At 37.6% G+C, this 12,242-nt stretch carries 14 protein-coding genes; 5 read left to right on the forward strand and 9 right to left on the reverse strand.

The window, feature by feature from the left end:
- Nucleotides 1–51: 51 nt before the first annotated feature.
- From AC2SLT_RS08410 to AC2SLT_RS08420, 3 genes are all read right to left on the reverse strand, one after another.
- Entirely contained in the window at nucleotides 52–513 is a 462-nt protein-coding gene (locus tag AC2SLT_RS08410) for a hypothetical protein (protein WP_486547211.1), read from the reverse strand.
- Nucleotides 514–698: 185 nt separating this feature from the next.
- Entirely contained in the window at nucleotides 699–1,787 is a 1,089-nt protein-coding gene (prfA, locus tag AC2SLT_RS08415; protein WP_486547212.1) for a peptide chain release factor 1, read from the reverse strand.
- 378 nt (nucleotides 1,788–2,165) lie between these two features.
- The gene (locus AC2SLT_RS08420; RefSeq protein ID WP_486547213.1) at nucleotides 2,166–3,311 is read right to left on the reverse strand and encodes a beta-ketoacyl-ACP synthase III; all 1,146 of its coding nucleotides are present in this window, start codon (nucleotides 3,309–3,311) and stop codon (nucleotides 2,166–2,168) included.
- Nucleotides 3,312–3,919: 608 nt separating this feature from the next.
- Here AC2SLT_RS08420 and AC2SLT_RS08425 point away from each other — a divergent pair.
- From AC2SLT_RS08425 to AC2SLT_RS08445, 5 genes are all read left to right on the forward strand, one after another.
- Nucleotides 3,920–4,537 (forward strand): AAA family ATPase, encoded by a 618-nt coding sequence (locus tag AC2SLT_RS08425; RefSeq protein ID WP_486547214.1) that lies wholly within the window; start codon nucleotides 3,920–3,922, stop codon nucleotides 4,535–4,537.
- A 364-nt stretch (nucleotides 4,538–4,901) separates the two neighbouring features.
- Nucleotides 4,902–5,063: a hypothetical protein gene (locus AC2SLT_RS08430; protein ID WP_486547215.1), complete on the forward strand. Its 162-nt coding sequence runs from the start codon at nucleotides 4,902–4,904 to the stop codon at nucleotides 5,061–5,063.
- Between the two features lie 207 nt (nucleotides 5,064–5,270).
- A complete protein-coding gene (locus AC2SLT_RS08435; RefSeq protein WP_486547216.1) occupies nucleotides 5,271–5,537 on the forward strand; it encodes a hypothetical protein in 267 nt (88 codons plus the stop codon).
- Between the two features lie 5 nt (nucleotides 5,538–5,542).
- Nucleotides 5,543–6,322, forward strand: a complete 780-nt coding sequence (locus tag AC2SLT_RS08440) for a hypothetical protein (protein ID WP_486547217.1) — start codon at nucleotides 5,543–5,545, stop codon at nucleotides 6,320–6,322.
- A 285-nt stretch (nucleotides 6,323–6,607) separates the two neighbouring features.
- Nucleotides 6,608–7,690: an alpha-hydroxy acid oxidase gene (locus AC2SLT_RS08445; RefSeq protein ID WP_486547218.1), complete on the forward strand. Its 1,083-nt coding sequence runs from the start codon at nucleotides 6,608–6,610 to the stop codon at nucleotides 7,688–7,690.
- Between the two features lie 89 nt (nucleotides 7,691–7,779).
- On the opposite strand, the gene AC2SLT_RS08450 is transcribed toward AC2SLT_RS08445, so the two are convergent.
- The 6 genes from AC2SLT_RS08450 to AC2SLT_RS08475 all read right to left on the reverse strand — a co-directional run bounded on the left by AC2SLT_RS08450 (nucleotide 7,780) and on the right by AC2SLT_RS08475 (nucleotide 12,076).
- Entirely contained in the window at nucleotides 7,780–8,685 is a 906-nt protein-coding gene (locus tag AC2SLT_RS08450; RefSeq protein ID WP_486547219.1) for an alpha-glutamyl/putrescinyl thymine pyrophosphorylase clade 3 protein, read from the reverse strand.
- A gap of 315 nt (nucleotides 8,686–9,000) precedes the next feature.
- Entirely contained in the window at nucleotides 9,001–9,516 is a 516-nt protein-coding gene (locus tag AC2SLT_RS08455) for a hypothetical protein (protein ID WP_486547220.1), read from the reverse strand.
- A gap of 438 nt (nucleotides 9,517–9,954) precedes the next feature.
- The gene (locus AC2SLT_RS08460) at nucleotides 9,955–10,584 is read right to left on the reverse strand and encodes a hypothetical protein (RefSeq protein WP_486547221.1); all 630 of its coding nucleotides are present in this window, start codon (nucleotides 10,582–10,584) and stop codon (nucleotides 9,955–9,957) included.
- 405 nt (nucleotides 10,585–10,989) lie between these two features.
- Nucleotides 10,990–11,151 (reverse strand): hypothetical protein, encoded by a 162-nt coding sequence (locus AC2SLT_RS08465; RefSeq protein WP_486547222.1) that lies wholly within the window; start codon nucleotides 11,149–11,151, stop codon nucleotides 10,990–10,992.
- Nucleotides 11,152–11,226: 75 nt separating this feature from the next.
- Nucleotides 11,227–11,541 carry a hypothetical protein gene (locus tag AC2SLT_RS08470; protein WP_486547223.1) on the reverse strand — a complete coding sequence of 105 codons (315 nt, stop codon included), beginning with the start codon at nucleotides 11,539–11,541 and terminating at the stop codon, nucleotides 11,227–11,229.
- On the reverse strand, nucleotides 11,528–12,076 hold the full coding sequence (locus AC2SLT_RS08475; RefSeq protein ID WP_486547224.1) for a peptidase associated/transthyretin-like domain-containing protein: 549 nt from the start codon (nucleotides 12,074–12,076) through the stop codon (nucleotides 11,528–11,530). The genes AC2SLT_RS08470 and AC2SLT_RS08475 overlap by 14 nt, the downstream gene beginning before the upstream one ends.
- Nucleotides 12,077–12,242: the final 166 nt, after the last annotated feature.

A 12,242-nucleotide genomic window follows, 5' to 3' on the forward strand; every position in this document is an offset into this window, starting at 1 on the left:
TAACACTTTTTATAGGTAACCACTAAGCATTAAGCACTAAGCATTAAACAACTAATCCACACATAAAGCGGGTTGTAACACACCGTTTTCAATAATTTGATAACACCCAAATGGGCTACTATTTTTAGCGCACTCACCAGTTTGATTGGGCGTACCAGCCGGCAAGAACTCTCCATTATCAATAGCACGGCACGTCCCTTCACAGTCTGATGCATCCTTGCAACGTTTGCCGGCATCCTTATAAGTGACGACACAAGAATAGCATCCTAACATACCGTCTCTTCTAAGGATGCCGTCTTGCGCACTACACTGGTGTACCTTATCGGTGGTTACCTTAGGACATCTCTGATCTTGATCGTTATATTTCGATAAATCAACGGTGACGGGATCACTCGTCACAGGTGTGTCGATTGGCGAATCCTGATCGATCTGTGGCTCAGATACTGTACAGCCAGAAAGCATAAATATGCCTGAAACAAGGACACCGAGCATTGTAGACTTTAATTTATTCATAGTTTTGAGTGCCTCGTTTAGGTATATGGTTTAGTTCAATTGTACTGAATTGATTTGTATCGCGTCTAGCTTATAGTCAAAGAAGTCTAAAATGGTGACAAGGCGACCGAGTGCAAGTAGCAAGTAATTAGCCGTACTGTAATTAACTTGGGTTTGATATCCAATTAATTTAATAGATGAAAACACTATTCGCCGCTGACACTTGCCATAAGATCTGCTTGGTGCTCTCGCGTTAATGCGTCTAACAGCTCATCTAAGTCACCTTCCATGATGGCATCTAATTTGTATAACGTTAAGTTAATCCGATGATCTGTCATTCGCCCTTGAGGGAAATTGTAAGTACGAATACGCTCACTACGATCGCCACTACCCACTAAGTTTCGACGCAGCTCATCTGCCGTATCTACCTGCTCTTGTACTTTGGCTTGCTGAATACGAGCGATAAGCATTTGCATGGCTTTAGCGCGGTTTTTATGTTGGCTTCGCTCCTGCTGACACTCGGCCACTACCCCAGTTGGAATGTGTGTAAGACGGACAGCTGAATCAGTGGTGTTAACGTGCTGTCCCCCTGCACCACTTGAGCGAAACGTATCCATACGGATGTCAGCGGGATTTAGATCGACAGTATCATCAATCTCGACCTCAGGCATCACCGCAACGGTACACGCAGAGGTATGCACGCGACCCTGACTTTCTGTTTCAGGTACTCGCTGTACACGATGTGCACCTGACTCAAACTTCAAACGACCATAGACATCATTGCCAGATACTCGAGTGATAATCTCTTTGTATCCGCCATGCTCGCCTTCATTGGCCGACAACACTTCGATAGTCCAGCCCTGAGTAGACGCATAGCGCTCATACATTCGAAATAAATCGCCAGAGAATATTGCCGCTTCATCACCGCCTGTACCTGCACGAATCTCTAAAAATGCAGGAACCTTATCATTTGGATCTTTTGGCAGCATCATGACATTTAGCGCCTCTTCCATCGCTTCAATGTCACTGGCAGCTGTGTCAATCTCTTCTTGCATCATCGCCTTCATTTCAGGATCTGACGCTTCTTTAATCATCTCTTCAGCGTCTGTTTTGTCCATTTCTGCCTGCAAATAACGCTGCCATAGGCTCGTTATCTCAGATAAATCACTGTGCTCCATGGACAGTTCGCGAAATTTATTATTATCGCTGATAATATCTGGGTCAGATAATAAGGCGGTCACTTCTTCAAAGCGCTCTACCATTTGATCGAGGCGTTCTCTTAATGAGTCTTTCATAGGATATCTTGTGTTGAGTATGATTTTATGAATAAGATAAATCAGTTAAATACAAATCAGTCTTGCATTTTTAAATTTGAGCCATAAGGTATGACTATTTTGAATGTCACTATCATCGACTTTCAGAAAGTCGTTAATTATATCAAACTTTGGCTAAAAAAGCCGTTATAGGTGACTTATTTTCTTGCTAGCTAAGCCCATGTTGGGGTTTATCCAAGCTATCTACATCAATATGACTATCATTAATAAAGAGGCACAGTGCCTGCTATATCAGTAGTCAATTGTTTCATTCATTTGCATCAGTCAGTTTTATCATCGGTTATTAAACGTTGAAGTTATATACCTTGCTACTTATACAACTACTTATTCGTGTTCTAACTATACCTTTCTAAGTAATACTGAGCCGATTGAATACCCTGCACCAAATGAACACATAACCCCTAAATCACCTGACTCCAATTGGTCTTTATAACGGTGAAATACAATAACTGGACTTGCTGAGCTCGTGTTACCAAATTCATCAATAACGGTAGGTGCAATCGCTGGATCAGCGTCTTTACCAATCACACTTCGCAAAATTAAATGTATCATATTGATGTTAGCTTGGTGCAGCCACATCATCTTCACCTCGTCTGTCTGAAGATCATTGTCTTGCAAATGGCTACTAATCATATCCGATACTTTTGGACAAACCTCACGAAATACTTTACGCCCATTTTGTAAAAACAGCTTATCCGTATCCGGTTCTTTCAAGTCATGATAGAGAACTTCATCTGCTGCTAAGTACTCGCTTTTGTCCAAAAACCCATATTCATTTTTGATATTGGTCGAAAACTGGGTATACAGCTTACTGTCAATTATTTCATAGCCTTTGGCTAAGTCGGTTTGCTCAACGATACTGGCGGTCGCCACATCACCAAATATGAAATGACTGTCACGGTTGCGCCAATTTAGATGTGCGGTGGTGATTTCAACATTGACCACCGCGATTTTATTACCCAAACCTGCTTTTATAGAACCAACCGCTTGCGCTATACCAAATGTAGCCGCACTACAGGCGACATTCATATCAAACGCAAAGCCACCTTGCATACCTATAGCGTCTTGAATTTCAATAGATAAAGCAGGATAAGCACGCGGTAAATTTGAACACGCAACAATAATACCATCTAAGTCATTCGCTTCAAGACCGGCCTCGTTCAGCGCTTGTTGCAAAGCATCAATGCCCATCTCTGCCATGACTGAAACTTCTTCTCCCAATTTACGCGCTGGGATTCTCGGGGTCATAACCTCTGGGTCTAGGATGCCCTCTTTATCCATGACATAGCGAGATTTAATACCCGATACCTTTTCTATAAACTCGGCAGAAGACTTCTCAAGCGCAGTCCGTGCACCAGATTCAATCTCGCTGGCATGCTGTGCATTGTAGTTGTCCACGTATTGGTTAAACGATTCAACTAATTCCTCGTTACTAATACTATATGGTGGAATATATAGTCCTGTCCCTGTAATATACGTTTTCATATTGCTTCCTATTTTTCTTAGAAATTATTGAGTGATAGTTGCTTATCATTAACTCAACTTTATATCTTAATGTTCACTTACTCTTTAGATGACTGTTTTTTTTCTTTGAATGAGTGTGTCAATGTTTATTCAACAATACGCTAAATCAAACTGTCATTTCACGTCTTATAATCTTTCTAAAAGCACCTCATTCTCAACTCTTAACGTAGGCTGTGGCTTTAGTCCCGATTTTTAATTATTGGTCTTGATTTGCTGGGCTAAAAGTACCAGCATACAGTGTATTTTAATAAGTTGAGAACAGGGTTAAAAGTATATCAAATCTTGAAATCAACTTCATTGAAGCAGCAATGATTAACCTTACTATATTAATAGTAGAATCATCCTGAAAAACCTAACAACGCTAGGTTATTTTAAAGATAGTTTATTTAGCAAAATTATTCAAAAAAGGTATTACTCAGTATTAGAGGTATCTTTTAAACCTTATATTATGCCCGTTTTACCTCATTATTCCTAATCTTGAGTGTTATAGATTGTTTAACGTGGTATAGGCCATCAACATTTATATGAATATTGATATAAAATTGAGTACTAACTGATAGCTTTACCTAATGTCTTTATCTAACAATGAAGCGGATTATCAATCGGCACAACCAAAACCATCTATGCAGACTACTATGACGAACAATCTTCAACAGAGCCCAACAGATATTTTCAAAGTCTTAATATTAGGTGCGGAAAGTACGGGTAAAACCACGCTATGCCAAGATTTGGCTTGTCACTTTCAAACGAGATATGTTGAGGAGTATATGCGTCCCTACTTGCAGCTTAAATGGGACGTGACTCAAACCCGCTGTGAGTGGCATGACTTAATGCCCATTGCAAAAGGTCAAGTGGCACTCGAAAATAAGCAGGCGCAACTTGCCGACCGTTATCTGTTTTGTGACACCGCTTTAATTGAGCTGATGGTGTATTCTTATTGGTATTATAATGATTGTCCGCCGCTTATCAAAACAGCAGCCCTAGCCCATCACTATGACTTAATCTTATTAACTGAGGTGGATGTACCTTGGGTAGCTGATGACTTACGAGATGCTCCCCATCAACGTGATGAGATCAGCCAAGCGTTTGCTGATACGCTGAACCAATACAACAAGCCATTTAGGCGCATTGGCGGTGGCCGAACTGAAAGGGTACAGCAAGTGATACAGTGGCTTAATAACTTTTGATAACTTATGTTATATTTTTAAACACATATTAAATCAATAATTTACACCCTACTCTCAACTTAATAGCTGGCTGCATATAATAATAACTGAATTATCAACTGTACTTTTAGCGCCACTATTGGAAAAGACTAAAAAGGGTGGCAAGTCCCCTTTTTTTCAAAGGGAATCTATGGCGGTTTTTACAGAAAACCCATCCCCAACTCTTCCTTTGAAAAGGAAGGTAGCAAAACCTTGCAAAAGCTACAACTTAAAGTTGAGATTGGCGTATAGATGAATAAAGAAAAAAGAAAGTACAGGATAAAAAGATAGCTTTTTTGTTGAAAGGTATTCCTTTAACGGTCATATTTAGTGTTAGTACGTTGTCGTGAAAAGCGGTTTAGCCCCGATTGTAGCGGATATACTTGGTGCAGTACGGCAATGCTGGCGCTTGGTAAGAGGCGGTATCGAGATAACAGGAACGCCTCTTACCCTTAGCGACTGCTGCCGTACTAGCCAAGATAGTAGTGAAAGCGGGATTGGCTTCTAAATGTCTCTTTATAACAGGTGTCTCTTTAATACAGGTGTCTCATTGAACAAGTCTTTTTTGAAGATATACCACACTTTAACAACGCTAATGCTTTGCGATTTGTCTGTTTTTGACGTAAACTGAACAGTATAAATTTATTATCGATACTAATTATTGATGATAATTTAGGGTTAAACTCTTGCTTTCAATAGCAATAAGGAGAGTATCATGACCGCTTATATCAAACGCTCTAGCGATAAAAGCTCTGGTGATAAAGGGCTGGGTTTTTTTGCACGTGTTTTTAGATTAAGACTGCCTGATGAAATCGTGAGTGAAAACGGTCGACTCATTATCGATAAAAATGGCAATGTACGTCCTAATTTTAATAATAAACATCTTCAAGATAAGATGATTCAGCAGTTTGGTGCGTTAGATTTTGACTCTGCTGATCTTAACGCTGTCGATATCAATACTCATAGTAAAATGAAAGCCTAAACCCTATGGGTATTTTTGGCGTTATGTTTATACTGGCACTCGGCTATCGCTATAACGTGTCAGTTCCTCATAAAAATAACATCCTTAAACGTAGCTCTGGCTGGGTGTCCTATGTTGTTCTTGCCATAGATGGTATTTTAAGTATTCTGTTGGGATTGGCATCCCTAGCCACGATCAGCATTATTATTCTTGTTATTTCTCTGTTTGTTAAATTTGGCCTCACGTGGTCACTCGCCGATATTTATGTCTATCTAAATCATTTAATGACGTTATCTTATGGCGAATATGTACGCTTAGTACTTCTGGGTATAGCGGTATTATTTGCCTATCTTGCCAATGAGATAAGAATCCGAAATAATGCGTTTCAAACGGATTATGAAGAATTGAGAAGCCTCGATGGCGTTCTAAACATCATTATTCATGCCATGGAAAGCGGTTCCTATATTAAGGTCTCACTAAAATCGGGCAAGGTTTATATTGGCGCGGTATTAGGGGAACAATTTGAGCATGGCGATTTAGATAACATTTCGATCCTGCCAATAGAAAGTGGTTATAGGGAAAAAGAGTCATTGCGCTTAATACTGGATTGCGACTATAAGCCTGTCTATTTAAACCATGGCGTCATTGAGAATACGCCTCATGGTTTACACTATAATCAACAACGCGCTGAGGATATGATGATGGTGATACGCGTGAATCAAATCGAATCACTATCATTATTTGATCCTGTTATTTATAAAGAATTTGAATATAAAGGAGCGTCGCAGAAATTTATCGTCGATTGAATCCGGTAAATCGCTGCCTCAAACTCACTTTATGCCCAGTTAATGAATTAACTGGGCTTTTTTTGTACTAATATCTTGTCTTAAATTTCAATACAACACTGCAACACCTAATTTTGAGCGGCTATACTATTATTTATATTGAATAAATTATTGTGAATTAAAGAGTAAAACGAAAGTTTAATAGAAGATTTTAAAAGAATAACTTGAGATAAAGATTTAAGATAAAAAAGAGCTAAATATTTTAGATAACAATGAGCTTAATCCATAAATTAGGAAGGACTAACGATGACAAATATAATAAATAAAAGTGAAAGCGTCGATATCGATAAAGATTATGTTGTGGATGATTTATCAAAAGTCACCAACCTATTTGACTTCCAAGTGCTGGCTCGCCAGAAGATGTCAGAAGGTGCTTATGCTTATGTGACCTCTGGAGCAGCCGATGAGGTCACTTTTAATAGTAATCATAGCGCTTATGATGACATTATTTTAAATCCTAGAGTATTGAATGATACCAATGAGTTAGATACCCGAATTAATTTATTTGGTGACTCTCTAGATTATCCTATATTAGTAGACCCCTTTGCCTTCCAAAAAGCGATGCATCCTGAGGGTGAGCTTGCAACCGTTAAAGGCGCTGGAAAAGCAAAAACAGCGTGTGTTATTAGCTCATTTACCACGACATCTTTAGAAGATATACAGCACGTCGCCACTACTCCGATTTGGTTTCAGTTATATATTCAAGATGACATAGACTTTGCTAAAAAAGTCATCAAGCAAGCTGAAGCAGTAGGTTGCAAAGCCATCTGCATCACGTTAGATTCAGTCGCAGCGGCAGTCCGTAATAAAGAAGACAAGGTTGGGTTTGATCTGCCAAAAGGGGTCGATATGCCTTATAAAATTGGCAGACCAGCACCGGTATCTTGGAAAGTGGTTGGCGATCTAATCGCTTATACTAAACTGCCAGTATTGATCAAAGGGGTGGTCAGCGCAGAAGATGCTCAACGCGCGATAGATATCGGGGCATCCGGTATTATCGTCTCCAATCATGGCGGTCGCAAGCTCGATACTGCTCCACCAACTATACAAGCCTTACCTCGCGTGGTAGAACGGGTCGACAAACGCATACCAGTACTAATAGATGGCGGTATTCGCCGCGGTACAGATGTGTTAAAAGCACTAGCATTAGGCGCAGACGCTGTATTGCTGGGTAAACCTATTGCTCAAGCACTGGGTAGTGCTGGCGCAGAAGGCGTGACGAAAGCGTTGGAGATACTACAACATGAGTTTGAAATGGCGATGGTTTTAACTGGTCGTGACACTATCGCCAGTATCGACTCCTCATTGATTTTTAATAAGAATTTTTAGATAAAGACTTTTTTATTTAATATAGTGAATAAGCTGATGCTAAGTATTTAAGTAAGTCACCCTACAGTCAAGTCATAAAGCTTCATCAACTAGCGATGTTTTATGAATCTGTTCGGTGACTTCTGCCAATGGCAAAGCGCCGCCTCTAACTGTTGATAGCTGACCTCTAAATAATCTGCTAAACCTATAGCATGCTCGTCTAACTGCTCATTACTTAGCATCCCAAATAGCAACCTTGCCCCTCTTTTAGGACCACTAGCGTCCGCAATATAACAACTGTCTGGCGCAATATCTGCCAAGTCCATTTTGCCAAGTAGGCATAAAAACTCAAAGGTTGACAGTCTGCCGAAACGATATACGTTTTGACGAATGAGATCATATCGGGTTTTAAAATAGTCAGTGCTGTCTACTGACTTATCTTGCAATCTAAACATAGCATCATGCCCACCCTGCTCATTCATCAATCCAATATAACTTATGAACACCATTTGCAAATGCTTGAAAGATTCATAAGCTCTATGATGACCAAACTTAGGCTTAGGATGACTTTCTGACAATATCTTAACTAAAGTATCCAATCTCTCATTTAATAAATCAGGCGCTTCGTTTACCACCTCCCATGTCAAATCTGTCTTTAACCCCAAACCTTCAGCGCCATACAGCTTTCGAATAAATGCCCAATCCGACTCGTCACTATCATCGGTATAAATCAGCAAAAAACTTAGCCAACAGGCCTCATCGTAATCGCTCTCTTTTAAAGAGACTATGGCTTTTATGGGATTAAATTGTGGCGACTTGGGATTACGGCACTCATCGTCCAGCTTGCTATCGCGAAGCGACTTTATATAGGCATCTTGTTTAAGACTGTCTATGAGTTGTAGCGCTAATATCTCATAAGAAATAGTAGGAAGATTCGTACTAAGATTATTGGATTCTAAATAATGTCGGATATAGTTTGCGAGCTGGATTGAGGATATTTCTTCTTGATTAGTCATAGTTTGAAGGATTTGAAGTTAAAAAATTAGGGAGTGGCTTTAAATACTTCGGAAATCTATTTTATGATCAATACCTGTTCTTGAGTACTGTTTAGTCTTTGCGACTTGTTAATATTCAATTTTGTATATTGATTCAAATCTAGAGCTAAACGATATTTATTTAATACCCTGTATCAGTTCAGGATACACAGGTTTGTATTGTTCTGAATATCTTTATGAGGCAGATCAAGAACGCGGATGCAGTCAATTGCCTTTTGTTATTAAAGTTATTTGCGATATAGCGTGTCTTATATCTCCTTTTGAAGACTGTTTATTTTAATCTGAACCAATATAAGGATAATCAAATTCATGAGAAAAATTGACTATTATCTCTTCTTTGTCATCAACTCCTCCAATCAAAACTACCATAGGCATAGGTTCTAGATCCTTAAAAGTACTTTGTTTTAGTTGTGGATTATCCGTATCCAAACATATCTTCTGTCCCTTTTCCAAAATATAATATTTATCACTAATTGGAACTATTGTTAATAAGGTTTGGCTTTGGTTGTCTGGTACATTAAAATCTAACAAAATTAGTTTTTTTATTTTTATGTGTTCTATTTCGATAGAGTCATCATCTATATTAGTTGTTTCAAATAAGGGTTGAAAACATAATGATCCCTCTTTATTAGTTGATAAACCAATATCACCACTTATCACAATTGAACGATTAGGAGTTGCGAAGCAGCCAGCGACACTAAATGTTAAAATTATAATAAAAGATAATGTAAGCCAAAACCTAATTTGATTTAACATTAGGTTAAAATGATTCTTTGGACTAATTTTATACATTTGATGCCTTTTTTTAATCTTTGACTAAAGGTTTTATGATTATTAAATTATTTACCATACTTTAGGGCTAACTTTTTTAGATCATCTTATATTACTGCTTCATTGTCTTGTACTGTTGGTGTTTAACTGTTAGTTGCATCAAGGACTAAATTAAGATGTTTACGAACCGCGTAATAATCGCCGACTATAGAAGCTTGTTGATTTAAACCGTAATCATTTAATTTTTTTGAAGTATCAAGTTCATATTCATCACGATCTCCTATGATTGATAATATACCTAAAACTAGTCCACGTGTCCTAACACCTTTTACTCCTTACTACGATATCTTGCTCTCAATTCGTATTGTATGATCTTTATCATTAACAAAGTAATGTTCCAGAACGTATATTAAAAAAGCTCCAATAATAGTATGATTCATACTAATCCCTACATTGTTTTCATTTCGGCGTTTTATTTCTTAAACCTCGGCTAGTTGGCGTGTATAAATTATTCAAATCAAACTTTTTAGGTATACCGAAACTGACACCTTGTATACAACGATTATCATTTTCATCGTTTATTACAACTTTTAAACCTAACCTTCCAATCTGATTCTTTTCATCAAGCACCCTTGCGAAAGAAAGCAGCTTTCCTCTGGGGTCCAATACAAAATTAGGAAACTCATCTTTGAATTGAGGTCGACTTATACACAGTGAATCACTTAGTTCAATGTATAAAATCTGGCTGTTAGTAGCACCGGTTTTAAAAATAATTTGCTTTACGAATGAACTATGGTTTGTGGTTTGATCAACTTCAAAGTGATGCAATACTGGTGAATCGACACTTACCAATACAAAACTATAATTATAAAATGATTCGATTTGTTGGGTCGAGTAAGGGTAGTTATTTGAAAAGTATTCGATCGTACTTAGTAACTGTTGTTTATTGGAATCTGACTCGTTAACTACTTTAATTTCAGGAGTTAACGGCTCCAAGTTCTGTAGGGAGCACGAGTTAAGTACGGCTATTAATATAATAGCCACTAAAAAAGGGGGGAATTTAAAATATCTATTACTTATATCATGCATACTATTCTGATAATTAATTTTAAACGTTATTAGAAATCATTAAGATTAATAAAGATAGTTATAGTTTTACTAAAGATACAATCTTATAAATAGTGACTTAATAATTACCTTCACAATAACGCCTTTTATAAAACTTCGTAAGTCTCACCTGTCGTAGAAGCCTGAAACAATCATGTATTCTCTCGTCTCTGCCCTGCCTTGATCCGTATCTCAGTATTTATAATAAATTGAAACTTTTGACGCTACTTCTTTTTAATCTACATTAATTTAAATATCGTAACCACTATCATCTAATCAACCTCCAACTGACTTATCCATAATAGCCCTTTGACATCGATTTAAGTTGGCCGCTGAATAGTCAAACGGTTGCGGTATTTAATTAAATTAGTAAGATTGGCTCTATATTCACTGCACCTGATCATAAGTCATGTTTTTGGGCAAAGGAATACACTCTACTTCTTTTTGTGATTCATTAGACGCACAATAAGGCATTGCTTCTACATATTCATAAACCCTATCATATACATGCTCGCCTTCAGACAATGGGGTTAAGTATAGGCTGCTCATATCGATAGTCACTGGGGTTTTGGTATCAAAATCTAATACAGGCAGAGGTATACCATCTACATTGAACAGTCGGCGTTAATATCCATCTCCTTCAATCATAATGTCAGCGAATTGATATATTCTCAGCAACTGTTCTTTATCTCGTCTACTATACATATCATCCGAGACAACCATAGGCGGTAAGTTAAACTGACCACTAGCATTGGAATTGGTTTGAAACTCATCTGTGAGATAAATGCTAACATTAGCAACAGGTTGTTGTGTATTTTTATCCAATAACTGGCCTGATAAAGCTGGTGTAACATAATACTCAGAAGTGCCAGGGGTTATACAGGCACTTAATAATAAAGGTAATATCGTTATTAAAGATAGGGCTTTATAATGCTTCATCGTTAACCCCGTCGGGTAGTGGCATACAGTTAACCTCTTTTTGCGATTCGTATGGTTGGCAAAATGACATTTTTTCAACAGTTTCATATGCAACGTCGTTGATGGTTAAACCTTTAGGAATCGGCTCCAAATATATCTTGCCCAAATGAACATGATACGGAACTTCATCAGTATATTTTACTTCTAAAAATTTAAGCATAGAATTTCCAATGTACTTTCTTCTATAGCTTTCTTCATAAAAAAGAAATTCACCTTCGCTCATTAATTGTAGCCCTAAACCATTATCAGATGACGTATAAGGAACTTTATAGGCTGGCAATTTAAAATATCCGTTATGATCCGTCGTTGTACTATCCTCACTTGTTTGAGAAATAGAGACGTTTTTAATCGGTTTATTAGTTTTCTTATCTAGCACTTGACCAGTGATAATCGGGGATGCGTAGTCGTAAATGATAGGTCCTGAAGAGCAACTTAAAAGGATAAATGTGAGGGATATGCCAATAGTCAAACCATACTGTATCTTAATTATATTCATAAACTTTTTACCAATTATAGAGTAAGCCAATACTTACTCTAATCCATTATTTTTTTATAAGTTTGCATTATATTATCCTCTCTATAAGTAAACTTTACGCCAGAACTTACATGGAAAAATTCTTGTAGATCGCTACCCTTCATAATAAATGAATATTTATTGTTCG

The sequence above is a fragment of the Psychrobacter sp. CX18 genome (assembly GCF_057396215.1).